Origin of the sequence: Cupriavidus pauculus (assembly GCF_008693385.1) — a bacterium.
GTDB lineage: Bacteria > Pseudomonadota > Gammaproteobacteria > Burkholderiales > Burkholderiaceae > Cupriavidus > Cupriavidus pauculus_D.
In genome coordinates this window covers 1,968,520-1,990,634 of the sequence record NZ_CP044065.1, presented here as the reverse complement: position 1 = coordinate 1,990,634, position 22,115 = coordinate 1,968,520, and the positions used below count along the sequence as shown (strand labels likewise).

The 22,115-nt window shown below is 62.9% G+C and carries 23 protein-coding genes and 1 tRNA gene; 12 read left to right on the top strand and 12 right to left on the bottom strand.

Going from position 1 to position 22,115, the window contains the following annotated elements:
- The first annotated feature begins 65 nt into the window (after positions 1-65).
- The 6 genes from FOB72_RS09135 to FOB72_RS09110 all read left to right on the top strand — a co-directional run bounded on the left by FOB72_RS09135 (position 66) and on the right by FOB72_RS09110 (position 5,538).
- A complete protein-coding gene (locus FOB72_RS09135; protein ID WP_150372220.1) occupies positions 66-1,037 on the top strand; it encodes an acetyl-CoA carboxylase carboxyltransferase subunit alpha in 972 nt (323 codons plus the stop codon).
- Between the two features lie 28 nt (positions 1,038-1,065).
- Complete coding sequence (gene tilS, locus FOB72_RS09130) at positions 1,066-2,487, top strand: tRNA lysidine(34) synthetase TilS (RefSeq protein ID WP_411859783.1); 1,422 nt, start codon at positions 1,066-1,068, stop codon at positions 2,485-2,487.
- A gap of 87 nt (positions 2,488-2,574) precedes the next feature.
- Positions 2,575-3,825 carry an aspartate kinase gene (locus FOB72_RS09125; protein ID WP_150372219.1) on the top strand — a complete coding sequence of 417 codons (1,251 nt, stop codon included), beginning with the start codon at positions 2,575-2,577 and terminating at the stop codon, positions 3,823-3,825.
- A gap of 131 nt (positions 3,826-3,956) precedes the next feature.
- Positions 3,957-4,050: transfer RNA gene (locus FOB72_RS09120), tRNA-Ser, on the top strand.
- 113 nt (positions 4,051-4,163) lie between these two features.
- Positions 4,164-5,135 (top strand): DUF6538 domain-containing protein, encoded by a 972-nt coding sequence (locus FOB72_RS09115; RefSeq protein WP_150372218.1) that lies wholly within the window; start codon positions 4,164-4,166, stop codon positions 5,133-5,135.
- A complete protein-coding gene (locus tag FOB72_RS09110; RefSeq protein WP_191002119.1) occupies positions 5,122-5,538 on the top strand; it encodes a hypothetical protein in 417 nt (138 codons plus the stop codon). Before FOB72_RS09115 ends, FOB72_RS09110 begins: the two co-directional genes overlap by 14 nt.
- Before the next feature lies 1 nt (position 5,539).
- Here FOB72_RS09110 and FOB72_RS09105 read toward each other — a convergent pair whose 3' ends face one another.
- Positions 5,540-6,070, bottom strand: a complete 531-nt coding sequence (locus FOB72_RS09105; RefSeq protein WP_223851285.1) for a DUF4145 domain-containing protein — start codon at positions 6,068-6,070, stop codon at positions 5,540-5,542.
- A gap of 553 nt (positions 6,071-6,623) precedes the next feature.
- Between FOB72_RS09105 and FOB72_RS09100 the strand changes: the two genes are divergently transcribed.
- Positions 6,624-7,265 (top strand): hypothetical protein, encoded by a 642-nt coding sequence (locus tag FOB72_RS09100; RefSeq protein WP_150372216.1) that lies wholly within the window; start codon positions 6,624-6,626, stop codon positions 7,263-7,265.
- A gap of 63 nt (positions 7,266-7,328) precedes the next feature.
- Here FOB72_RS09100 and FOB72_RS32945 read toward each other — a convergent pair whose 3' ends face one another.
- The 8 genes from FOB72_RS32945 to FOB72_RS09060 all read right to left on the bottom strand — a co-directional run bounded on the left by FOB72_RS32945 (position 7,329) and on the right by FOB72_RS09060 (position 14,892).
- Positions 7,329-7,439, bottom strand: coding sequence for a helix-turn-helix domain-containing protein (locus FOB72_RS32945; RefSeq protein WP_191002118.1), 111 nt, complete (start codon positions 7,437-7,439; stop codon positions 7,329-7,331).
- A 134-nt stretch (positions 7,440-7,573) separates the two neighbouring features.
- Entirely contained in the window at positions 7,574-7,732 is a 159-nt protein-coding gene (locus tag FOB72_RS09090) for a helix-turn-helix transcriptional regulator (protein ID WP_317889526.1), read from the bottom strand.
- 328 nt (positions 7,733-8,060) lie between these two features.
- Positions 8,061-10,889: an ATP-dependent Clp protease ATP-binding subunit gene (locus FOB72_RS09085; protein WP_150372215.1), complete on the bottom strand. Its 2,829-nt coding sequence runs from the start codon at positions 10,887-10,889 to the stop codon at positions 8,061-8,063.
- Positions 10,890-10,964: 75 nt separating this feature from the next.
- Entirely contained in the window at positions 10,965-11,387 is a 423-nt protein-coding gene (locus FOB72_RS09080) for a PRC-barrel domain-containing protein (RefSeq protein WP_150372214.1), read from the bottom strand.
- Positions 11,388-11,439: 52 nt separating this feature from the next.
- The gene (locus FOB72_RS09075; RefSeq protein ID WP_150372213.1) at positions 11,440-12,012 is read right to left on the bottom strand and encodes an HdeD family acid-resistance protein; all 573 of its coding nucleotides are present in this window, start codon (positions 12,010-12,012) and stop codon (positions 11,440-11,442) included.
- Between the two features lie 149 nt (positions 12,013-12,161).
- Complete coding sequence (locus tag FOB72_RS09070; protein ID WP_150372212.1) at positions 12,162-12,671, bottom strand: phosphate-starvation-inducible PsiE family protein; 510 nt, start codon at positions 12,669-12,671, stop codon at positions 12,162-12,164.
- Positions 12,643-13,842, bottom strand: coding sequence for a hypothetical protein (locus FOB72_RS09065; protein ID WP_150372211.1), 1,200 nt, complete (start codon positions 13,840-13,842; stop codon positions 12,643-12,645). The genes FOB72_RS09070 and FOB72_RS09065 overlap by 29 nt, the downstream gene beginning before the upstream one ends.
- Positions 13,843-13,890: 48 nt before the next feature.
- Positions 13,891-14,892, bottom strand: a complete 1,002-nt coding sequence (locus FOB72_RS09060; protein WP_150373829.1) for an LLM class oxidoreductase — start codon at positions 14,890-14,892, stop codon at positions 13,891-13,893.
- 280 nt (positions 14,893-15,172) lie between these two features.
- On the opposite strand from FOB72_RS09060, the gene FOB72_RS09055 reads away from it, so the two are divergent.
- The 3 genes from FOB72_RS09055 to FOB72_RS32500 all read left to right on the top strand — a co-directional run bounded on the left by FOB72_RS09055 (position 15,173) and on the right by FOB72_RS32500 (position 17,543).
- Positions 15,173-16,354 (top strand): alkene reductase, encoded by a 1,182-nt coding sequence (locus FOB72_RS09055; protein WP_150372210.1) that lies wholly within the window; start codon positions 15,173-15,175, stop codon positions 16,352-16,354.
- A 102-nt stretch (positions 16,355-16,456) separates the two neighbouring features.
- A complete protein-coding gene (locus FOB72_RS09050; protein WP_223851284.1) occupies positions 16,457-17,446 on the top strand; it encodes an alcohol dehydrogenase catalytic domain-containing protein in 990 nt (329 codons plus the stop codon).
- A complete protein-coding gene (locus FOB72_RS32500) occupies positions 17,391-17,543 on the top strand; it encodes a UBP-type zinc finger domain-containing protein (RefSeq protein WP_223851283.1) in 153 nt (50 codons plus the stop codon). Before FOB72_RS09050 ends, FOB72_RS32500 begins: the two co-directional genes overlap by 56 nt.
- 78 nt (positions 17,544-17,621) lie before the next feature.
- Here the strand turns inward: FOB72_RS32500 and FOB72_RS09040 are convergent, their stop codons facing one another.
- Positions 17,622-18,503, bottom strand: a complete 882-nt coding sequence (locus FOB72_RS09040; protein ID WP_150372208.1) for a LysR family transcriptional regulator — start codon at positions 18,501-18,503, stop codon at positions 17,622-17,624.
- Between the two features lie 128 nt (positions 18,504-18,631).
- On the opposite strand from FOB72_RS09040, the gene FOB72_RS32940 reads away from it, so the two are divergent.
- Entirely contained in the window at positions 18,632-18,766 is a 135-nt protein-coding gene (locus tag FOB72_RS32940) for a hypothetical protein (RefSeq protein ID WP_411859782.1), read from the top strand.
- A gap of 70 nt (positions 18,767-18,836) precedes the next feature.
- On the opposite strand, the gene FOB72_RS09030 is transcribed toward FOB72_RS32940, so the two are convergent.
- Both FOB72_RS09030 and FOB72_RS09025 read right to left on the bottom strand, forming a co-directional pair.
- Positions 18,837-19,574, bottom strand: coding sequence for an SDR family NAD(P)-dependent oxidoreductase (locus FOB72_RS09030; RefSeq protein WP_150372207.1), 738 nt, complete (start codon positions 19,572-19,574; stop codon positions 18,837-18,839).
- Between the two features lie 421 nt (positions 19,575-19,995).
- Entirely contained in the window at positions 19,996-21,489 is a 1,494-nt protein-coding gene (locus tag FOB72_RS09025; RefSeq protein ID WP_150372206.1) for a PLP-dependent aminotransferase family protein, read from the bottom strand.
- 151 nt (positions 21,490-21,640) lie between these two features.
- Between FOB72_RS09025 and FOB72_RS09020 the strand changes: the two genes are divergently transcribed.
- The gene (locus FOB72_RS09020; protein WP_011546755.1) at positions 21,641-22,087 is read left to right on the top strand and encodes a carboxymuconolactone decarboxylase family protein; all 447 of its coding nucleotides are present in this window, start codon (positions 21,641-21,643) and stop codon (positions 22,085-22,087) included.
- Positions 22,088-22,115: the final 28 nt, after the last annotated feature.

Here is a 22,115-nt window from a genome sequence, read left to right as displayed (position 1 = left end):
AGGGCGGTCGGACCGGGTTCTTTTTCCGGTAGAATGCGCCCCTTCACAGACAGGTCCGCGTTTCTATGAAAACCACCTTCCTGGATTTCGAACAGCCGATTGCCGAGCTCGAGGCAAAGATCGAAGAACTGCGTTTTGTTCAGGACGATTCGGCCGTCGATATTTCCGAAGAGATCTCGCGGCTGGCTGGCAAGAGCCAGCAGCTCACCAAGGATATCTACGCCAACCTGACCCCGTGGCAGGTTGCGCAAATCGCCCGTCACCCCCAGCGTCCCTATACGCTGGACTATGTGCGGGAGATCTTTACCGACTTCCATGAACTGCACGGCGACCGTGCGTTTGCCGACGATCTGTCGATCGTGGGCGGTCTGGCGCGCTTCAACGGCCAGGCCTGCATGGTCATCGGTCACCAGAAGGGCCGCGACACGAAGGAACGCGCGCTGCGCAACTTCGGCATGTCGAAGCCCGAGGGCTATCGCAAGGCCAAGCGCCTGATGGAGCTGGCCGACAAGTTCGGCCTGCCGATCTTCACGTTCGTGGACACGCCGGGCGCGTTCCCCGGCATCGACGCGGAAGAGCGTGGCCAGTCGGAAGCGATCGGCCATAACCTCTACGTGATGGCCGGCCTGAAGGTGCCCCTGATCGCGACGATCATCGGCGAAGGCGGTTCGGGCGGCGCGCTCGCGATTGCCGTCGGCGATGTGGTGCAGATGCTCCAGTTCGCGACGTATGCGGTGATCTCGCCGGAAGGCTGCGCGTCCATTCTCTGGAAGACCGCCGCGAAGGCGCCGGAAGCCGCCGAGGCGCTGGGCCTGACCGCGCATCGACTGAAGGCGCTGGGCCTGATCGACAAGATCATCAACGAGCCGCTCGGTGGCGCGCATCGCGACCCGAAGAACATGGCGACGATGCTCAAGCGCTCGCTGGCCGAATCGCTGCGCCAGTTCCAGGGCATGAGCGTGAAGGAACTGCAGGCGCGCCGTCATGAGCGTCTGCTCGCGTATGGCAAGTTCAAGGAAACCGGCGCGACCGAATGACGGTGGCGCCAACGCGGTGACATCCACGATGTCACCGGACCTGATCGACAAGGTCGCACGGGCTGTGCAAGCCAGTGCGGCCTTTGTTGTTTCGGCTCCCAGCGATGTTGCGCCCATCGCTTTGCCGATTGCCGTGGCCCTGTCCGGCGGCCGGGACTCCGTGGCGTTGCTCCACGCCGCGCGCGATGCCGCCGCGCGGCTCGGCGCGACCGTCGTCGCATTGCACGTGCATCATGGCCTGCAGGCGGAAGCCGATGCATGGGACGCGTTCTGCGCGACGCTGTGCGGCGAGTGGGGCGTGCCGTTCCATACCGAACGCGTACAGGTCTCCGCGCTAGGCGGGGAGGGCATCGAGGCGGCCGCGCGACGCGCGCGCTACGACGCGCTGGGCCGCATGTGCCGCGCGGCCGGTGCCCGCGTGCTGATGTTCGCGCATCATCGCGACGATCAGGTGGAAACGGTGCTCCTGCGCCTGTTCCGCGGTGCCGGCGTTGCGGGTCTCGCCGGGATGCCGGCAATGCGCGCGCTCGATGCCGCCGGCGACGTGCAGCTGCTGCGCCCGTGGATCGACATGCCGCGCGCGGAGATCGATGCATATTGCGCGCGCCATGCGCTGCGCTGGATCGAGGATCCTTCCAACACCGACACGCGGTATGCGCGCAATGCGCTGCGCGCCCATCTGCCTGCCCTCGTGGCGGCGTTTTCCGGATTGCAGGAGAACGTGGTGCAGGCCGCCGCGCATATCGCGCAGGCCGCGGACATGCTCGACGCCATGACGCAGCACGACCTCGCGCCGCTGGTGCGGGCGGGGCGCGATGGCGATACCTACGGCGAACTCGATCTGCCAGGATTGCGCGCGTTGCCGCCCGCGCGGGCGGACGCGGTGCTGCGGACCTGGCTGCGCGACCTGGGCGCGCAGCCGCCTTCGACGGCGCGGCTCGCGGATATGCGCAGGCAACTGATCGACCATGACGGTGGCGAGCCGGCCATCGCGCACGACGGGCTCGTGCTCCATCGTTTTCGTGACCGCGTGCTGGCCTGCCGGCCGCCGCTTGCCGCGGTGCCGGATGTGTTCGCGTTTGCGTGGCAGGAAGCGGCCGAGGTTGCCGTGCCGGACTGGCGCGGTGTCTTGCGTTTTACGCGCGACGACACGTTCGGCGTGCCCGAGGCCGTGCTGCGGGCGCCGATGCGCGTGACGCCGCGCGCCGGCGGCGAGCGGATCGTGCTGCGGCCGGGCGGCCCGGCGCGCGCGCTCAAGCAGGCCTATCAGGAAGCCGGCGTGCCCGCGTGGCGCCGCGAGTGCCTGCCGCTGCTGTGGGCGGGGGAGGCGCTGGTGCTGGCGGCCGGGCTCGGACAGCATCGTCGCTGGCCGGACGCCGCGCCGGCGCCACGGTGGCGGGTGGAGTGGGTGCCGGATCGGCTGGAAAATCGCCCCGGCGCCACGCCCTGATCACGCCGATGCAAGCCTGGCCTTGCCGGAGCGGCGCCGTTCGTGTATTTTCAAGGGCTTTGCACAATCGCTGGCGTCGACAAGAAGATGGCTCTCATCGTTCACAAATACGGCGGCACTTCGATGGGTTCCACGGAACGCATCAAGAATGTCGCCAAGCGCGTGGCCAAGTGGCACCGCGCAGGTCACCGCGTAGTCGTGGTGCCTTCGGCCATGTCGGGCGAGACCAATCGCCTGCTGGGCCTTGCCAAGGAACTCTCCGCGCAGCCTGACCCGCGTGAACTGGACATGCTGGCCTCGACCGGCGAGCAGGCCAGCGTGGCCCTGCTCGCGATCGCGCTGCATGGCGAGGGCATCGACGCCGTGAGCTACACGGGCTGGCAGGTTCCCGTGAAGACGGATTCGGCCTACACCAAGGCGCGCATCCAGTCGATCGACGACGAACGCATCCGCGGCGACGTGGACGCTGGCAAGGTGGTCGTGATCACCGGGTTCCAGGGCATCGACGAAGAGGGCAATATCACGACGCTGGGTCGTGGCGGCTCGGATACGTCCGCCGTGGCCATCGCGGCCGCGATCAAGGCCGACGAATGCCTGATCTATACCGACGTGGATGGCGTGTACACGACCGATCCGCGCGTGGTCGAGGACGCCCGCCGGCTGGACCAGATCACCTTCGAGGAAATGCTGGAAATGGCCAGCCTCGGTTCCAAGGTGCTGCAGATCCGCTCGGTGGAGTTCGCCGGCAAGTACCGCGTGAAGACGCGCGTGCTGTCGTCGCTGACCGACCCCCTGATGCCGCTCGAGCAGGAAATGCATTCGGGCACGCTGATTACTTTTGAGGAAGAGTCTGACATGGAAGCAGCCGTCATCTCCGGCATCGCATTTGCCCGTGACGAGGCCAAGATCACTGTCCTGGGCGTGCCGGACAAGCCGGGCATCGCCTACCAGATCCTGGGCCCGATCGCCGACGCGAACATCGACGTCGACATGATCATCCAGAACCAGTCCGTGGACGGCAAGACCGATTTCACGTTCACCGTGCCGCGCGGCGACTACCAGCGCGCGCTGACGATCCTCAACGATGGCGTGAAGGCGCATATCGGCGCCGGCAGCGTGACGGGCGACCCGAAGGTGTCGAAGGTCTCCGTGGTTGGCGTGGGCATGCGCTCGCACGTCGGCATCGCCAGCAAGATGTTCCGCACGCTGTCGGAAGAGGGCATCAACATCCAGATGATCTCGACGTCGGAGATCAAGATCTCGGTGCTGATCGACGAGAAGTACATGGAGCTCGCCGTCCGCGCGCTGCACAAGGTGTTCGAACTCGATCAGGCGTGATCGAATTTCGCCAGGAATTTTCTGGCGAGCGAAATTGTGGTCAATGTCATCGATTTGGCGTTGACCAATTGAAAGTCACTCGCTAGAATACGCGCTTCGTTGTGTGGACTCCCTCGCACAACGCAAGTTTGGGAGACGTGGCCGAGAGGTCGAAGGCACTCCCCTGCTAAGGGAGCATCCGGGCCAAAACCTGGATCGAGGGTTCGAATCCCTCCGTCTCCGCCAGTAATGGCGGCGAACCCCGGAAGATCGCGGTCTTCCGGGGTTTTGTTTTTCTGGCGCGGGTTTCCGGTACATACACTGCCACGCGGGTGTTACACACGGACCAGCGAGAAGACATGGCACACCTCATCAAACGCGGCAGTACGTACTACATTCGCCGCCCTATCCCCAAGCACCTCACGCCCCTCTATCCGGGCAAAGCCGAAATCGTTAGAAGCCTCCGCACCAAGGACCGGGCCGAAGCATTGCGCTTGTCCCGAGCCATATCTGTGGAATTGGATAACGAGTTTGCGACGGCAGAGCAGACCATGACGCAGCGTCCGCAGCCGATGCCAGCAGACAGCATCGACCCGGCCTATTGGGACGAGGCAGCGAGCCATGAGCAGGCCGAGGAAACAGCGGCGCATTGGGATGCCGAGGACGAGCAGCAGGAAAAGGACGAGGCCGAGGCGGACCGGCTGGAGCGGGTTTGGGCCATCGTAGAGCGGCGTAGGTCCGAGGCAGGGCATGCCCCGATTCCACCCGCCATTCGCCAAGCTGTTTCCACGCAAAATGCGCCCACGGCCCAGCAAGCCAAGACCAAGACATCGGGCCTCACGCTTGAGCAAATCATCCCGCTCTGGCAGCGCGACAGACAGCCCACGGCCAAGACTGTGGACGCAGTGACGCGCGCCGTGCGAGAGGCGAGAGACCCCGATATCCACACCATTACGCGAGCGGCCATCATCGCCATGCGTTATCGCTGGATTGAGGCGGGCAACAGTGTCGCCACGACGAACAAGACAATTGGATTTATCCGTCTGCTGCTGGGTGTCGCCAAGTCTCGCGGCTTGATCGAAGCGAACCACGCAGAGGGTGCAGAACTGCCGCCGCCTAAGCGCGCGGTCGAGCTACGTCTGCCCTACAGCCCCGAGCAGGCGGAGGCCGTCATGGATGCCACCAAGGGCATGCGCGAATCGGACCCGGCTATGTACTGGCTACCACGACTGGCCCGCTGGACAGGTGCCCGGCTGAACGAATTGCACCAGCTACGCCGCGAGGATTTGCAGACCCGCGAGGGAAATGCCTGGCCTCATGATTGCCGATGAGGGTGAGCACGACGAGGGTGCGGCAATGCGCCTCAAGAATCAAGGTAGCCGCCGATGGGTGCCACTGGCCGAGCCAGTGCGAGACTTCGTGGAATGGGCGCAGGCTCGGCAGGATGGTCCGCTATTCCCCGCCAAGGCGGATATGCACGGCATCGTATCCGCCGCCTTTTCGAAGCGGTACGGGCGATTGCTGCGCAATACCCTCAAGATCACGGACAAGCGCATCACCTTCCATTCTTGGCGGCATGGGTTCGCCGACATGTGTCGGACCGCTGGTGTTACGCCGGACGTGCGAATGGCCCTGATGGGGCACGCTGAACAGGGAGTATCTGCCGCCTATGGGGCAGGCGATGGAATGCCTGCCACACGGTTACTCGAAGCGATAAATCAAATCAGTCGGTAGACTAGAATTTATCGTCTTCAACGAATCGAATTCCTTTCTGTGCTGCTAAGGAGGCGATACCTGCTATGTCGTCTTGGCTAGCATTTCCCGCGCTTTCGCTGTCAACGTTTGACGGCTTTGCCTTCTTGGCCGCGTTCATCTTGTCCCGAATGGCACGGATGCTTTGGTGCTTTAGCTGTCTTTCGTGGCGGGCAACGTACCAGTCCTCTACTAGGAGTTCAATTAGCCAAACAAGGTGTGCCGCCTCGTCTGCGTCAACCTCGACGATAACGTTGATATCCTTTTCCATATGTGCGCCGATATTGCCAATGCTGCGCACGGCATCGATCGACTTCCACGTCTCGGCATCGACTTTATCTTCGATTGCCTTAATCTCCTCAGCGAGAGTCCCCTTACTTATTCCAAAGAAATCGCGAATAATTCCTTGCAGGCATCGCCTTGATAGGGTTGCCGACGCTTTCGGGCTGAGGCTCTGAATCAGGCAGGCTTCGTTGTAGTCCTCAACGATCGGATGAGGAACATAGTCTGGCATTGGCTTGGCAGCGGAAGCTGGGCGCAGAGTCCAAGTCTGCCTGGCCGCGCCCCTAGGGGCATACGAGCCACCTCCAGGCGGGGTCGCATACCTGTAGAGAGCAGCCTTTAGTTCATACTCTCGGCACGCCGGGTTGGGGCAAGTGATGACGGTAGTAACTAGGACCGAGTTGCCATCCTTATTGCCCTTGTCGAAAACATGATGATCAACAGACCGATTGTTTATGGTAATGGTTGCGTGGTGACCGCAGAAAGGACATTGCCAAGAATACGAATCAGACATCATTTCCCTTTCTTAGAGAATTGGCGTGGTGTGAAAATCCTATCACACTTTGAATAATCTGCATTTTGGTTCGGGCAAAAAATCCGTTTTGCTAATCCGCGCGCAGTTGTGAAATCAAATGACTCGCGCGCTCCCCCGTACGCCCCCGCGCATCCCACGCGCAACAACCCTCTAGCATGACCGGGGCACCAGTCCCGGAGCTAGTAGCACGGCCACAGGTCACGCTCTGCGCGGGGCATCCCTTGGCGTGGCAAGGCTTAACAGGCATCGCATGATTAACATTGACGACCCGCGCGTCAGCTTCGATCCCGAGGACTATCAGAAAATTTTCAGTCATCCTACCTTTACAACGCACGCGACGCCCGCCCAAGGCGCAGCGGGAGGCATCGCGGCCCACTGGATGCCGTTGATCGCCTGTTTCTCTAAGGCACGACTGGAAGAAATCGCGCAACTCAGGCGGGAAGACTTTAAGAGGGAGTCCGGGGCCGACTATTTCGCGATCCACAACGCGAAAGGTAGTACGAAAAATAAAGCGTCCAATCGCGCAGTCCCTGTTCATCCGGTACTGACTCGGCTTGGACTGCTCGACTATGTGGCATCGCTGCCGAGCCCAGACGCGCCTCTGTTTCCCCTCCTCAAGCTGAGCAAGCTGGGGAAGCTCAGCGGCAGCTGGGGGGCATGGTTCGCGAAATTTCTGCGTCATGAGATTGGCATCACGGATACGCGAAAGACGTTTCACTCGTTTCGGCATGGCTTCGCTACAAACTGGCGAATACGTCGGCTGGACGAGCCCGTCCGTTTCGTGATCGACGGGCATGCCCTGGGCTCGGTTGGCGCCAAGTATGGCCACACGCCCATAGAAACGCGGGCATATTGGATGGACAAGCTGGTGATCAAAGGTTTCCCGCTTTAGCGAGGGCGTGCGGCTTGCGATCGAAGGCGTGCTGCCCAGTCGAAATAAACGAAGTTGGGCCGCTCACCGTGGCGCTCGCTGCATCAGCGAAGCCAGCGGGACGCTGAGTGCCACGGCGATGCGTGCCAGGGTGTGCAGGGTGGGGGCGCCCTCGCCGCGTTCGATGCGACTCACGGCGGACGTCTGCAGGCCCGCATGCCGGGCGAGTTCGCTTTGATTTCAGCCGAGCATCTTGCGTCGGATACGTACCGACTTGCCAAAGGCCTGCTCGATCGTCGTGATCTGTCTCGCCATGGCAGTGTGACAGCCTACAGGCCGGATCTCTTGAGGAGTTGGGAGGGGGCGATATCGAGCGCGGCCGAAATCCGGATGAGATTGAGCACGGACAGATTGCGCTCGCCGCGCTCGATGCGGCCCATATGGCTGCGGTCGATGCCCGTCGCAAGGGCCAGCGCTTCCTGAGACACGCGAACTCCAGGCGGCGAGCGCGGACCACCGCGCCAATGGCGGTTAAGTACCCTGCGTCATCCTGTTTGCCCGAGAGTTGGCTGGCGCGGTACCGCTTGCGCGCGCAGCGTCGCGGCAGTCGGCACCGTACTCGGAAGGCGACGAGCCGCCCGTGAGTGGTCTTACGGCTGGCAAGCCGCGGCCGCCAGGGTCAGGCGCGGGCAGCGCTGGAACGCTACCCGTTGCACCGCGACCTCCCTGTCAGCCGCGCTCGCTGGAACCCCGCTACGCCCCTGATCGGTAGCCTGAATGGTGGCGAAACCGGCTTCACGCCCCTGCGCACGTCGGTCACGCGTGCGCGGCGTCAGCCTCTTCCGTCGGACGCGCCACCGCCGCATCGGCAGTCGCCTTTTGTACGCGCACGGCATTCGTGCCCGCATCGTAGGCGATCGTCACCTTGTCGCCATCGCGTACATCGCCCCGCAGCAGCGCATCCGCGAGTTGCGACTCCACTTCCGCCCGGATCTTTCGCTTTAGCATCCGTGCGCCGAACTCGGGGTCATAGCCGATATCGGCGAGGTGATCCCGCAGCGAATCGTCGAACGATAGCTCGATGTTCTGTCCGGCCGCGGTGCGCTGCACGCGCGCGAGTTGCAGATCGACGATGCTGCGGATCTGTGCCTTGCCCAGCGCGTGGAACACCACCACTTCATCGACGCGGTTCAGGAACTCGGGCTTGAAATGATGCCGCAGCACCTCCATCAGGCGGTCGCGCAGCGCAGGGTAGTCCAGCTGCGCCTTGTCGGCACGCATGTTGTCCTGAATCATCTGCGACCCGATATTGCTCGTCGCGATGATGATCGTGTTCGTGAAATCCACCGTGCGTCCCTTTCCGTCGGTGAGACGGCCTTCGTCGAACAGCTGCAGCAGGATGTTGTGCACCTCCGGGTGCGCCTTCTCGATCTCGTCGAGCAGCACCACGCTATACGGCCGGCGGCGGACTCGTTCGGTCAACTGACCGCCTTCTTCATAGCCGACATATCCAGGGGGAGAGCCCACCAACCGCGACACCGTATGCCGCTCGGCGTACTCGCTCATGTCGATACGCACCAGTTGGTTCTCGTCGCCGAATACGGCGGCGGCAAGGGCTTTGGCAAGCTCCGTCTTGCCCACGCCGGTCGGCCCCAGAAACAGGAAGCTCGCGATGGGCTTGCCGCCTTCCGTGAGACCGGCGCGGGAGAGCCGGACGGCCCTCGCCACCGCGCTCACGGCCTCGTCCTGGCCGACCACACGCTCCATCAGGCGGTCTTCGAGGCGAAGCAGCTTCTCCCTGTCCTCGGCGGTGAGTTCGGACACCGGAACGCCGGTGAGCGACGCTACGACCTGCGCGATGTCTTCTGCCGTCACCTCCTGCGAACTTGTGCCGCGTTCTTTTTTCCACGCTTCGGTTGCATCGTTGAGGCGCTCCTGCTCAACGCTGAGCTTGTTTTCCAGTTCCTTCGCCTTGTCGAACTGCTTGGCGGCGCTCGCCGCGTCCTGTTCCTGACGCGTGCGGCGGATGCTGGCCTCGATATCGCGCAGCTTCGTCGGCCTGGAGTTCGAGGCGATTCGTACGCGGGCAGCCGCCTGGTCGAGCAGGTCGATGGCCTTGTCCGGCAGGAATCGCGCGGCGATATACCGGTCCGACAGCTTCGCCGCGGCCGAGATGGCCTCCTCGCTGATCTTCACCTTGTGGTGGGCCTCGAGGCGATCCCGGAGGCCGCGCAGGATCTCGATGGTTTCCGCGACGCTCGGTTCGGGGACGTTCACTGGCTGGAAGCGGCGCTCGAGCGCCGAGTCCTTCTCGATGTACTTCTGGTATTCATTAAGCGTCGTGGCGCCCACGAGGTGCAGTTCGCCGCGTGCGAGCGCGGGCTTGAAGACGTTGCCGATATCCAGTCCACCTTCACCGCCACCCTGGCCGGCACCCACGATCGTATGCAGCTCATCGATGAAGACGATGAGCCTGTCCTGATTCGCGACGATCTCGTCGAGTACCTGTTTCACGCGCTCTTCGAACTCGCCGCGATATTTCGCGCCCGCCACCACGCTGTTGATGTTCAACTCGACGACACGCTTGCCCCGCAGCACTTCCGGGACCTGATCCTGCGCGATGCGCTGGGCGAGTCCCTCTACGATCGCCGTCTTGCCGACGCCCGGCTCGCCGATCAACACCGGGTTGTTCTTGCGCCTGCGGGCCAGCACCTCGATCGTGGTTTCGATCTCCTTGTCGCGGCCGATCACCGGATCGAGCTTGCCGCGCCGCGCGAGGTCGCTGAGATCGCGCGCATACTTGTCGAGCGTCGGCGTGGTGGATCGCCCCTCGACGGTGCCTTCCTCCGCGCCTTTGCCGACCACTTTGACGGTCTTCTGCCGGAGCGCATGCGAAGACAGCCCGTATTTGCGCAGCAACTCGCCCGCGAAGCCATCTTCCTCTTCGACGAGTCCGATCAGGATATGCTCCGGCCCGACATAGCTGTGGCCGAGCTCCCGCGATGCGGTCAACGCATTCTCCAGCGCGCTCTTCGCGCGCGGCGACACGCCGATGTGTTCATCGTCGGCTCTCTCCCCGCGGTTGCCCCGTGGCGCGCTCTGATCGACCGTCCTCTTTATCTCTTCCGGGTCCAGCTTGAACTCGCGAAAGATCTCCTGCACCACGTTATTGTCGGTGAGCGCAAGCAGCAGGTGTTCGGTATCGACTTCGGACTTGCCGAGATCGACAGCCTTTTGGGCGGCAGCCTGCAGGCGGTCCAGGCCGCTCTCGCTAAGGAACGTCTGGAGGTCGACGGCTTCGCGCGCGCGGCGATGCCGACGCGGACGACCGCCGGGTGAGCCCCCGCGCGTGGCCGCACCTGCGTCGCCGTTGCCGTCCTCCCCGGCACTTGTTCGCGACTCGTCGGCCTTGCCGACGGCATGCAAGCCGCTCCGGCCGCCTTCCAGCGGCGACAACATGTCGTCGAAGAGGCTATCGAAGAGGCCGCCGCGGAAAAGCGACTCGAGCGGCGAGAGGCTGCGCTGGTTGCGCGCCATGAACTCGACGTAGTGCTGGTTGCACAGCGTCAACTGGCGACGCTGACCGTTCTCGGTAATCGTAATCTGCGAGGTCGCCGGCTTTCCGCAAACACTGCAAGTTGCCATGATGATCTCCGTTGAAGAGGGCAGTTGAGGATTGAGGGAGAGGGCCTGCTAAAGAGCCCTCGAGGTGCAGGGCTGTCAGCCCTTGGCGTACTCGAACACGGGCAGCTTCTTCAGCGCGTCCTTGCTTGCGCCGGGGAGAATGGCCTTCGGTGCGATCTGTTTGAAATGCTGAACGGGGATCGCGACACGATGCGTGGCCACGCCGAGAAAGCCACCGACATCGATGACCGCGGTCGAAAGCGAACCGTCCGGTGCCACGATGAGGTCATCGACCCGGCCGATCTTCTCGTTCTTTTCGTTATAGACATCGGTGTGGATCATCTTCGATGCACGCCAGCCCGTTGCCACCAGTTGGGCCTCGGTGACGGTTACCCCGAGCGTCGCCTTGCCGGCGATGGGCGGATCCTGCGCGGTCGCGGTGCCGGTCAACAGGCCCCCAGCGGATAGCGCGAGCACAAGCGTTGACAGCTTTGCGACTGAAGTCAGGCGGGTCTTCATGGTGTTCTCCGATATGCGCACAGGGAGGATGGACGCCGGGCGTGCGGCGCCCTCACGAGTGCAGTGGGACGTTCCGCCGGTTGCGAAGGACGGACCGCCAGTTCCGCGCGCCAAGGCCCAGGACGAGGAGCATCACGCCCGTGACAATCGCGTAGGTGCTGACCATCCAGACGAGGGCGAGTGCGCCGGCACCGGGGGCCAGCAACACGACGACGCCGAACAGCACCGACAGGATGCCGATGGCAAACAGCAGCCAGTGGTTGCGCCCGCGCCGCTTCAGCCGCATTGCGGCGGTGAGATCGAGCACGCCCGTGACGATGGCGTTCGCGCCCATGACAGCGATCAGCACGAGCGTCGGCAGACCTGGCACGGCGATGGCGATCACGCCCGCGGCAATACTGCACAGGCCCAGCAGCAAAGGGATCCACCAGTCCGAGCGTATTGCGCGATGTCGCACCGCCGCGCTGACTGCCGCGGCGCCTGCGATAACGACATAAGCCGCGAACATCGCGCCGAGCACCAGCAGCGTGAGACCAGGCCAGAGAAGCGCGAGGACACCAAACACGATGCCTGCGGCGCCGCGCAGCGCCAGCATCCACCATGCACGTCCGAGCAGTTCTTCCATTGTTGGGTACCTCGGTCGAGTCGACAGGGGCCCGGCTGGCAAGGCAGGCGGGATGGGTGAGCCGTGACTGTCCTCAAGCTTATGTCCGGGCGTCATGCGGTTCTTCCGGGTTTCTGCGCAGAGGTTTCGGAATCCTGCGCCCCCGGGCATCACCCGCGCTCCTCGTTCTCCCGCGCGGCCAGCTCGGCGGCCACCGCATCGACCGCGTCGTCGCGTTGCCGCATCAGCCAGTAGACGCTGCCGAGCGCGAGTAGTCCCGCGGCGAGTGCGACGATGTGAGGCGGGTCCGTGGCCGGGTCGAGGATGATGAACTTGCGCGCGATCGCCAGTATCGCAACGAGGATCACCGTCTTGACCTGTACGATGTGACCTCGCCGTAGTACGACGTGGGTAATCGAATGCTTGAACTCCATCGCGATCAGGAGCGTCATCACCATCCCGAAGACCGCCTGGAAGACCGCATGGTCGAGAATATCGATGGCTCCCGAAAACAGCAGTGCGATGACGGCGCGAATCAGCTGCCAGAGCGATACGAGAATGACCACCGAGATCACGAGGCTCAAGATGTGGGAGATGATCTGCTCGAAGCGCTCATAGAACGTCAGCATGCGCCATTGCAACCGCAGTTTGTCAAGATTCAAGGGAGTGGTCGGCCTCATCTTCGGACTCGTTGGGTTCCGGCCAGCCGGCAGGCTGCCATCCGCCTGCCTGCCTGACCAGAATGAGTTCGGGAATCAGGCAGTCGAAGCTATGGAGCGCCCGGTCCTTGACGAGTCTCCAGAACTCGACTTTGAAGATTGCAAGCCCCGCCTCGAAATTGACCAACGCAACGGGCGCGGCCAGGATGGCCGCCTCATGGGCGCTTTCCGTAAAGATCCGCTTCATATCGTCATGCCGGTGCGGCCATATGACCGTCGCATAGAGAAAGTTCTGCGCCGACCTCGTGTGTAGCGTCGGCATGGACACATGGACGCCACAGCTGGGGTGCCTCAGATACCCGAGTTCGTGCACGCATCTCTTTTCGTCCATCAGCCGGATGGACGTGATACGGCTCTTGTGCAAATCCATGAACTGGCAATCGCTCTTCTTGACGCGAGCGAGTTCCTGCGCGCGTGTCGCCACGGCCTGGTCTTCGGACTCTCCGTGCAGGATCGTCACGACGTTCTTCGACGCCATCGCGGGGGGAATGCCCTGCAAGTATTCCTCCCCGATAAAGACGAGTCGGTAACCGTCATCGCCAAGATTTTTTTCGCGTTCCGGACATAGCTCGGGGATGATGGATTGCGCGTTGCCCTCATAGACGGCATGAAGCCATTCCACGTCGTCGAACTTCTTCTGTACGCCGCGCCAGGTGAACGTGGGATCCAGAAAGAGGCCGAACTCCTCGCCGCTGAGTCCCGGTGGATGATCACGATTGAAGTCACCGAGCCGTGCCGCCAGATAGGGCAGCGCCGCACCGTGGCGCGCAGGGGAATAGGCCAGAAACGCATCGGCGATGGTCTGACCCAAACCGGCATCGAGCGAGCCCTGAAGGCCGAGGATGGTGTTGGCGTGGACAGCAAGGGTGGTCCGCATGGGAACCAGGACGAAGCAATCGGCAAGCGGCTGCCTGAAGCGCTCGATACGGTATTGCCGGCGTATCGCCGAGACGATCTGGACCTCGCCGAGCGCGCCGGGCAAACGATGCTGGGCGCGCGCCGTGAGCGCACGCGCGGACAGCCGCGATGGGTCGGGTAGCAGGTTGAAGCTATCGCCGTTCCTGCGCGGTTGGCAGACCCAGTCGAGCAGTCGGCTGGCGCTCAGCTGGACGGGATCCGTGATCGCTTCCATGGTCAACTCGTATCGTTAGCTTATGCGGGGCGCCCTGGCACGAACGCCTCACCAGACGCGTGTATCGGCTCCCGCGCCGGTAGCATTCCGCGCGGGAAAGCGCGGCACCACATGCGTGCCAAGCTCCTCGACGACCTCGGCTGCGCCGCGGCCTCCGTACTTCAAATTCAGGATGACATGATCGACGCCGATGGCCTGCAGGACATCCAGCAAGTCGATCAGATGGCTTCTACCAAGCCTGAACCCGAGGTGAATCGGTGATGGCGCGGCCGTCGGCGATGCATCGAGGTCGACATACAGCGACTGCATGAACGGCTTGTACACGCTACCGGATTGCGCGATCACTTCCTGCCGCCATTTGTCGACGCTCGTTCGCTGGAGGTGAGGCGGGCGGGGATAAGTGATCCACCCACAGCTGTGCCTGGCGATCCAGTCGAGCGATTGGCGGCTATGCCCGGTCACGAACAGCGGAATCTCGTTCGTCGTGGGCTTTGGAATCAGGTCGGCCCCGATCAGCTCGCCTTCGCTCCAGCGCACGGGCTCGAAGCTCGTGCGCTGCACCTGTCGGATCACCGCTATCCTTTCGCGGAAGATATCGGCTCGCTTTTCCGGGTCGATGTTGAATGCCGGGAACTCGACTGGGCGATCGCCGGAGGCCACCCCCAGAAGCAGCCGGCCATGACTCAGTTGATCGACGCTCGCGACCGCCTTGGCCGTATGGAGGGGATTGCGCAGCGGTAGCACGATCGACGCCGTGCCGAGGGCGATGTTCGAAGTGTGGGCGGCGATAAATCCCATATAGACCCACGGATCGAACACCTGGCCCACATCGCCAAAGCTCGGATCTCTCAGTGGCACATCGCGAAACCATAACGCCGCAAAACCGGCCGCCTCGGCTCGCTTGGCCAGCGCGACCTGGTTGAGCATCGTTGGCCGATCTCCCTCGAACGCTTCAATGGGAAAAAACAATCCAAGGCTGAGCGTCCCTGGCGAGAAGGCACGTTCGAAACCCCGATGCCGCTGGTAAGGAACAGTACTGGGCTGGAACATCTGCATCCCCCTCACCAAGACACCAGGACAACCAGAGACCACGAGGACTTCCTGTGCCAAGGCTAGACCCACGCCGGAGGGATGTCTGTCGCGATTCTGCCGTGTTTTGTTGGCCTTCTGCCATCGTGTCTCATGGCCCTCGCATCGCGCCGATGACAGCAGGAACGTGACATCGTGGAGCAGTAACCGACAAGAACCGCGCGCAGTGTCGCGGCTAGACTGCGTATAGAGCTAGGGGCCTCGTCTCTCTCGGCCCAAGTCGATCACACAAGGAACGAATATGCCCGATAAGGAAGCCGGCCCCCTGTACAAGCTGTTCAAGCCTATAAAGGTCGGCCCGTACAAGCTGCCTCATCGCGTCGTGATGGGTCCGTTGACGCGTTCGCGCGCACTCCGGCCGGGCAACATTCCGTCGCAGCTCAACGCTTGCTATTACGCCCAACGCGCGACGGCCGCGCTCATCGTCAGCGAGGCGACCCAGGTATCGATGCAGGGGCAGGGCTATGCATGGACGCCGGGCATACACAGCCCGGCGCAGGTCGAAGGCTGGCGGCTCGTGGCGGACGCCGTGCACGAGGCGCAAGGGCTGATGTTCATGCAGCTGTGGCACGTAGGACGGATCTCGCACCCGTCGCTGCAACCCGATGAGATGCTGCCCGTCGCGCCCTGCGCGCTCCAGCCGAAAGCCGAGGCGTTCATCGAGAACGAGCGGGGCGAAGGGGTCATCGCGCCTTGCGTCAAGCCTCGCGCACTGCAGCCCGAAGAGATGCCGTATGTCGTGCGCCAGTACTTCCGCGGTGCGCGCAACGCGAAGGCCGCGGGCATGGATGGCGTCGAGGTCCATGGCGCGAACGGTTATCTGCTCGACCAGTTCCTGCTGTCGGGCACGAACAGCCGCGCGGACGAATACGGCGGATCGATCGAGCGCCGGGCCAGGTTGTTGCTCGAGGTCGTCGAGACGGTTTGCGAAGTGTGGGGGCCAGACAGAGTGGGCGTCAGGCTCTCGCCGCTTGGCACCTTCAACGACATGCACGATGACGATCCGGAGGCCACCTTCTCTTACGTCGTGGAGAAGCTGAATCGATACGGCCTGGCTTACTTGCACATCGTGAACCCCGCGTTGGCGTCGACGGGAGAGGATGTGGCCGCCATCGAGCGCGCGAAACGCATGAGCCAGATGATACGCCGCACGTATCGCGGTGTGCTGATGGTCGCCGGCGGGTTCGACGGGCGCGATGCGGAAAAATGGATCGAGGATGGCAACGCGGATCTGATTGCGTTCGGACGATTGTTCATTGCCAACCCCGACCTGCCTGAACGCTTGCGGCTACACGCGGCGCTCAATTCGCCGGATCCCACCACCTTCTACGGCGGCGGCGAGCGCGGATATACCGACTATCCGACGCTCGCGCAGGAGCGCGGGGAATCCCCTCGCTCCGTCACCGACGGGCGCTGGAGGTAGGCCGCGGAGAGGCAACAAGTCTTTGCAGGAATACGGAAGAGGTACCACCCCCAAGCGCCTGGCTTTGAGGTCACTGTCATCACAAACACAAGGAGTTGAATCATGGCTGCGAGCGGCAATCGCGTAATCACGTTCATGGGTCCGATGAAGATGGAGCTTCAGACCTTCGACTATCCAAAGCTGATCACCCCGACGGGCAAGAAAGCCGAACACGGCGCCATCCTCAAGATCGTGACGACGAACATCTGTGGCAGCGACCAACACATCTACCGGGGCCGCTTTGCCGCGCCCAAGGGGATGGTGATGGGTCACGAGATGACGGGGGAGGTCATCGAGGTCGGGAAGGGGGTCGAGTACATCAAGGTGGGCGACCTGTGCTCGGTGCCGTTCAACGTCTCCTGCGGGCGTTGTCGCAATTGCAAGGAGCGGCACACCGATGTGTGCATGAACGTCAACGACGCCGTCGATTGCGGCGCGTATGGCTTCAATCTCGGCGGCTGGCAGGGCGGCCAGTCCGACTACCTCATGGTGCCTTACGCCGACTGGAACCTGCTGCCTTTCCCGGACAAGGATCAGGCGATGGAGAAGATCCGCGATCTCACGCTGCTGTCGGACATCCTGCCGACTGGCTTCCATGGCCTGATGGAGGCTGGGGCCAGAGTCGGCTCGACGGTCTATATCGCCGGGGCCGGGCCCGTGGGCCGGTGTGCCGCGGCGGGGGCCCGCCTGATCGGCGCGTCCTGCATCATCGTGGCCGATAGTAATCGGGAGCGGCTGGACCTGGTGAAGAACAATGGTTGCGAGATTGTCGATCTCACCAGCGACACGCCGGTGCCCGACCAGATCGAAGCGATCCTGGGCAAGCGGGAAGTCGATTGCGGCGTGGATTGCGTCGGGCTCGAAGCGCACGGCAGCGGCCCGGAGGCGAACAACGAGCACTCGGAGGCGGTCATCAACACGCTGATTCAGCCCGTGGGTGCACCTTCGATTGTGTCGAATCTGCGGTCACGTTGGCTGCTGCGATGCCTCGCCTCTCATGCATGCCCGCGCGCATTTCGAGGAGACTGGACATCCAATCATCGAGGGTTATGATCCCCCTGAGGGTTGGGGGTGGTGCTACATCGATCAGGAAGTGGTCGCGCTCCCGGACCAGACGCCGCAGCGAGGACCCATCCCGCGATTCGTCTGACGGAGCGCCTATCAGGTGTACATGAACGCGCTGCGTAGCGCTTGCAGCAGGCCGAGACCGGCCATTACCGGTCATTGCTCACGTCGTGAGTCGCCCTGCGATATGATCGGCAAGCGCCTTGGCTGCAGGCCGTGCACGCTTGCCCGCAGCAAATACAGCATTAAGTTCGAGCATGGCCATCTGCCAGGAGGGCAATAGCTGGATGAGTCGGCCTTCTGATAAATCGGGTTCGAATGCATGCGAGGCCGCCGCCACGATGCCTTGCCCGGCCAGCGCGGCTTGGATGCCAACCTCGGCATTCGTCACGGCCAGGCTACCTTTCACTTCGACCGACACCTGCTTTCCGCCCTGCGTGAAAGTCCAGGTTCGCCCTGCCGGCGCCGGGCCGACAATGACTTCATGCGCTCCTAGATCGGCTGGCGTCGCCGGCATTCCGCGGTGGGCAAGATATACGGGACTTGCCACCAGAATGCATGGCCACACGGCCAGCCTGCGCGCCATCGCCGAGGAGTTGGGCAACACACCGAAGCGGAATGCCACATCTACGTTCTCGGTGACCAGGTCTTGCCGATAGTCATCGACGAGCAACTCGATCGACAACTGTGGGTGACGCGCACGGAATACTGGCAACGCCGGCAAGAGTTCACGGGACGCGAAGCTTGCCGACGTGCCAACGCGTAGCACACCCCGCAGCGCATGCGTACCGCGCGCGGCCTGCTCGGCTTCATCGAGTTGCGCGAGGATCGACTCCACGCGCGAGAGAAACTCGATGCCAGCATCAGTCAGGACCACGGCGCGTGTGGTGCGTGTCAACAGCGGCGTACCGATCTCGCGCTCGAGTGCGGCGATCATGCGCGACACGGTAGGCTGCGGCAGATTCATGTCCCGCGCGCCAGCGGAGAAGCTCCTTTTTCGCGCAACGCGAACGAAGACTCTCAATGCGGCCAGGTTCTCGATCATAAGCCCCCTTATTTATCCGATACTTCGGGTGAGCCCGTCGCATTGGCAACCGTGCTAGCACGCGGCCCCGCCGTACTGACGTTCTACCGCGGCGTCTGGTGCCCATACTGCAACGTCGAACGCTGCCCATGCCCGCCCGCTACATCGTTCGCGAGGATGGCTTGATTGCCTATGCAGAAATCAACCCCGACTATACCCATCGGCCCGACCCCAGCGAACTGCTGCCGACGCTGGAGCGGATGAAGGCCGAGCGGGCCATGTAACAAGGTTGGCAATTCTCGAGCCGGAGTCGCGCACATTTCCGCGCGTTGCTCCGGCTCGCGGCCATGCAAATCAGACTTGCGCGGCGCCGCCGTCAACGTAAAGTTCGACGCCCGTGATGAAGGCGCTATCGTCAGACGCGAGGAACAGTGCTGCCTTAGCGAGATCATCGCCGGTTGCAAGGCGATCCAACGGCGCAACGGCGATCATCTGCGCCTTATGCTCGGGCGTGATCAGCACATCAAGACCCGGCGTCTGCGTGTGGCCAGGCGCCAGCGAATTGACGCGGATCTTGCGGTCACGCAGGTCGTTGGTCCAGCCTCGCGCAAACGAACGGATGGCGCTCTTCGACGCGTTGTAGACAGAGAACTGGTCATACCCCTTGTTCGAGGCGATCGAGCCGACGAGGATGACCGATCCACCGTCGACCAGCAAGGGAAGTGCCTTCTGTACCGAGAACAGCGTGCCCCGTACGTTGATATCGAAGATCTTGTCGAAATGGGTTTCGGAGATATCCCCAAACTTACCGAACTCATACACAGCGGCATTGGCCACAACGATGTCGAGCCTTCCCGCCTGAACCTGGATCTCGCGATAGAGGTGATCGAGGTCGTCGAGATTGCCAACATCGCCGCGAATGCCGACGACACCGTGCCCGATCCTCTCGACGGCCGCATCGAGTTGTGCCTGACGGCGACCGGTCAAAAACACGCGCGCCCCTTGTTCTGCGAAATGCTGAGCGATCGAGAATCCAATGCCTTCACTAGCGCCCGTGACCAGGGCGATTTTTCCTTCAAGCTTACGAGTCATGCTGATGTGCTCCATTCTGTCTTCAATGCGACACGAACTGCGTCGCAGACTTCGAAGATAGGAGCGATCCGACCCGTCAGTAGACCTCGGATTCATCTAACAGTTATGTAAGCCGCGTATGGTTTTCCGGCATCGCCTCGCCCGCCGGCGAGGACGCTCTGCAGCCACGCCATTGATTTGGCCCCATCCCAATGTCTAGGTCGTTCTCAGATGTCGGAGTGCGCGGCAAACTCAAATGTCGGCACGAGCGTGCGGTTTGTGCGGGGAGGGCGGCTCGAAGGGAGATAGCGATGGGGCGTTGATGCCAAATTGATGCAATTTAGTTGAAGGGCCGCCCGGGAGCGGCTGCAGCCCTGCAACGGTCCGCGATCGACCCTTGACAGGCGTTCGGGAAGCCGCCGGCGGTGGCCGTTTCCAACCCTTAGCGGCCGTCGATATTTCTAGAAAGCGGACGTTCGACGCCGCGTTGGCGACCGTTGGACTCATGTGGGCTACGACTTGATGACGCAACGATACACGCAAGCGTCGCGCAGACGGTCTCGATGTTGTCTGGGCGGAGGTTTGTCGCGCTGAGTAGCAAGCCACCTTGTGCGTTGCTGCGGCGAAGGTACCAGGCGGAGAGTGCCGAAGGCGCGAGGCCATGCGCCCGGGCAATGCCGACAACCATGCGGTCGTCGGCGGTTTGTGGCAGCGGTGCGATCACCCCCAGGCCCGCCATCATGGTGCCCGGCAGAAACTTGTTGACATGCGCCAGCGTCAGGCGTCGGCGCTCCGCATAGAGCGCCTTCATCTGTCGCAGGTGCCGCAGGTAGTGTCCATTCCTCAGAAACTCCGTCACCGCCAATTGGGTGGTCCGGTTCGGAGCTGGGGACAACACGGCGGCTACCTCAACCAGACGCTCCGCCACTGAGCGTGGGGCAACGACGAAACCCAGGCCGAGCCCCGGGCTGATCGTCTTGCTGAACGCGCCGATGTGAACCACACACTCGGCACCTTCGCCTGCAGCAAGGGCCGGTGCGGCGCGGCCTTCGAGCTGTAGTTCTCCGAGATAGTCGTCTTCGATGATCCAGGCACCCCTTGTCGCCGCCCAGTCGAGCAGCGCATGCCTTCGTGCCGGCGACAGGGTCACGCCGAGCGGGGCATGCTGGCCCGGCGTGACCAACGCCAGCAAAGCATCTGGCGCGCTGGCGACGCCAGCCTCCACTCGCAGCCCATCGGCATCGACAGGTACGGGTATGACCGCTGCACCGATGATTTCCAGCGCGCGTCTTCCCAGTGGATAGCCTGGCTCCTCGAGCCACGCCTTGCGTCCATGCGCGCGCAGTGCGGTCAGTGCCAGCATCAGGCTTTGCCGGTATCCGCTGGTGACGATGACCTGATCGGGATGACATTGCATCTGCCGGCTTACGGCCAGGTGGCTCGCGATCTGGGCTCGCAGGGCAGGTTCGCCGCGCGGATCGGCATAGGCCGTGTAAGCGAAGGCATCGGCGCGTACGGCACGCGTGCGCATGCGGGCCCAGAGCTTGGCTGGGAATGCGTCGTGGGCCGGTACGCCCATCTGGAATGGAAGCGGGGCGCTCGAAAATGGGCGGGTGAAATCCGCTAGAGGCCCGTCAAGGGAAGCCTCGCCATCCGCTCGCTCCGCGGGCAGCCGCGCGCAAACGTGTGTGCCCGAGGAGCCTGCACCGAATACCAGATTCTCGGCGATCAACCGATCGTAGGCCACGCGGACGGTGCCGCGGGCGACGCCAAGTTGCGCAGCGAGGTCCCGGCCGGAAGGCAGGCGCTGTCCGGGTACGAGCCGGCCCTCGACGATTGCCTGGCGCAGGCTCGCATGGATCTGGTCGCCGATCGGCTCGGCGATGGCACGGTCCACCAGGATGGACAGCGCAGCGGGCGAATTCGGTTGATTCATTTTTGGGCCAGTCGTTTCGCCAGTTTTTGGGCCTGTTTCTCTAATGCCCAGCGGAGTAACGTTGCGTTATGACATGGATCGCGGCGCAAGTCGATAGGCGGCTTGGACGCGACGGCGACACTATTCGCATCACCCACGGAGAAGGACCGAGATGACCCGCATGAACTGGCAAGAGACCGCACCGGACGGCGCAAAGGCGCTTTTTGGTATCCACCACTACGTCACGAAGAAGACGAATCTCCCCGAGGAACTTGTCCACCTCGTGTTTCTCCGCGTCTCGCAAATCAACGGGTGCGCGCATTGCATCGACATGCATAGCCGCGATCTCAGAAAAACCATGTCCGTCGACAAAATTACGCTGGTGCCAGTGTGGGATGAGGTTGCGCACTTGTTCACCGATCAGGAGCGTGCCGCGCTGGCCTGGTCTGAGGAAGTCACGCGTGTCAGCGAAACGCATGCATCGGATGAAGCCTATGCCGCTGCTGCGGCGGCATTTTCGCCGAAGGACCTGGTTGACCTCACGATCGCCATCGCCGCGATGAACGCGTTCAATCGTCTCGGTGCGCCTTTCCGGGTGCCTGTTGCTGCCGTGGCGTAATTAACGCGGCGCGTACCCTGAAATCGTT

What these genes read in the sequence shown, in the direction of transcription:
- FOB72_RS09135 (WP_150372220.1), top strand. Translation starts at nt 66, where the DNA reads ATGAAAACCACCTTCCTGGATTTCGAACAGCCGATTGCCGAGCTCGAG.
- tilS (WP_411859783.1), top strand. Translation starts at nt 1,066, where the DNA reads ATGTCACCGGACCTGATCGACAAGGTCGCACGGGCTGTGCAAGCCAGT.
- FOB72_RS09125 (WP_150372219.1), top strand. Translation starts at nt 2,575, where the DNA reads ATGGCTCTCATCGTTCACAAATACGGCGGCACTTCGATGGGTTCCACG.
- FOB72_RS09115 (WP_150372218.1), top strand. Translation starts at nt 4,164, where the DNA reads ATGGCACACCTCATCAAACGCGGCAGTACGTACTACATTCGCCGCCCT.
- FOB72_RS09110 (WP_191002119.1), top strand. Translation starts at nt 5,122, where the DNA reads ATGATTGCCGATGAGGGTGAGCACGACGAGGGTGCGGCAATGCGCCTC.
- FOB72_RS09105 (WP_223851285.1), bottom strand. Translation starts at nt 6,070, where the DNA reads ATGCCAGACTATGTTCCTCATCCGATCGTTGAGGACTACAACGAAGCC.
- FOB72_RS09100 (WP_150372216.1), top strand. Translation starts at nt 6,624, where the DNA reads ATGATTAACATTGACGACCCGCGCGTCAGCTTCGATCCCGAGGACTAT.
- FOB72_RS09085 (WP_150372215.1), bottom strand. Translation starts at nt 10,889, where the DNA reads ATGGCAACTTGCAGTGTTTGCGGAAAGCCGGCGACCTCGCAGATTACG.
- FOB72_RS09080 (WP_150372214.1), bottom strand. Translation starts at nt 11,387, where the DNA reads ATGAAGACCCGCCTGACTTCAGTCGCAAAGCTGTCAACGCTTGTGCTC.
- FOB72_RS09075 (WP_150372213.1), bottom strand. Translation starts at nt 12,012, where the DNA reads ATGGAAGAACTGCTCGGACGTGCATGGTGGATGCTGGCGCTGCGCGGC.
- FOB72_RS09070 (WP_150372212.1), bottom strand. Translation starts at nt 12,671, where the DNA reads ATGAGGCCGACCACTCCCTTGAATCTTGACAAACTGCGGTTGCAATGG.
- FOB72_RS09065 (WP_150372211.1), bottom strand. Translation starts at nt 13,842, where the DNA reads ATGGAAGCGATCACGGATCCCGTCCAGCTGAGCGCCAGCCGACTGCTC.
- FOB72_RS09060 (WP_150373829.1), bottom strand. Translation starts at nt 14,892, where the DNA reads ATGTTCCAGCCCAGTACTGTTCCTTACCAGCGGCATCGGGGTTTCGAA.
- FOB72_RS09055 (WP_150372210.1), top strand. Translation starts at nt 15,173, where the DNA reads ATGCCCGATAAGGAAGCCGGCCCCCTGTACAAGCTGTTCAAGCCTATA.
- FOB72_RS09050 (WP_223851284.1), top strand. Translation starts at nt 16,457, where the DNA reads ATGGCTGCGAGCGGCAATCGCGTAATCACGTTCATGGGTCCGATGAAG.
- FOB72_RS32500 (WP_223851283.1), top strand. Translation starts at nt 17,391, where the DNA reads ATGCATGCCCGCGCGCATTTCGAGGAGACTGGACATCCAATCATCGAG.
- FOB72_RS09040 (WP_150372208.1), bottom strand. Translation starts at nt 18,503, where the DNA reads ATGATCGAGAACCTGGCCGCATTGAGAGTCTTCGTTCGCGTTGCGCGA.
- FOB72_RS32940 (WP_411859782.1), top strand. Translation starts at nt 18,632, where the DNA reads ATGCCCGCCCGCTACATCGTTCGCGAGGATGGCTTGATTGCCTATGCA.
- FOB72_RS09030 (WP_150372207.1), bottom strand. Translation starts at nt 19,574, where the DNA reads ATGACTCGTAAGCTTGAAGGAAAAATCGCCCTGGTCACGGGCGCTAGT.
- FOB72_RS09025 (WP_150372206.1), bottom strand. Translation starts at nt 21,489, where the DNA reads ATGAATCAACCGAATTCGCCCGCTGCGCTGTCCATCCTGGTGGACCGT.
- FOB72_RS09020 (WP_011546755.1), top strand. Translation starts at nt 21,641, where the DNA reads ATGACCCGCATGAACTGGCAAGAGACCGCACCGGACGGCGCAAAGGCG.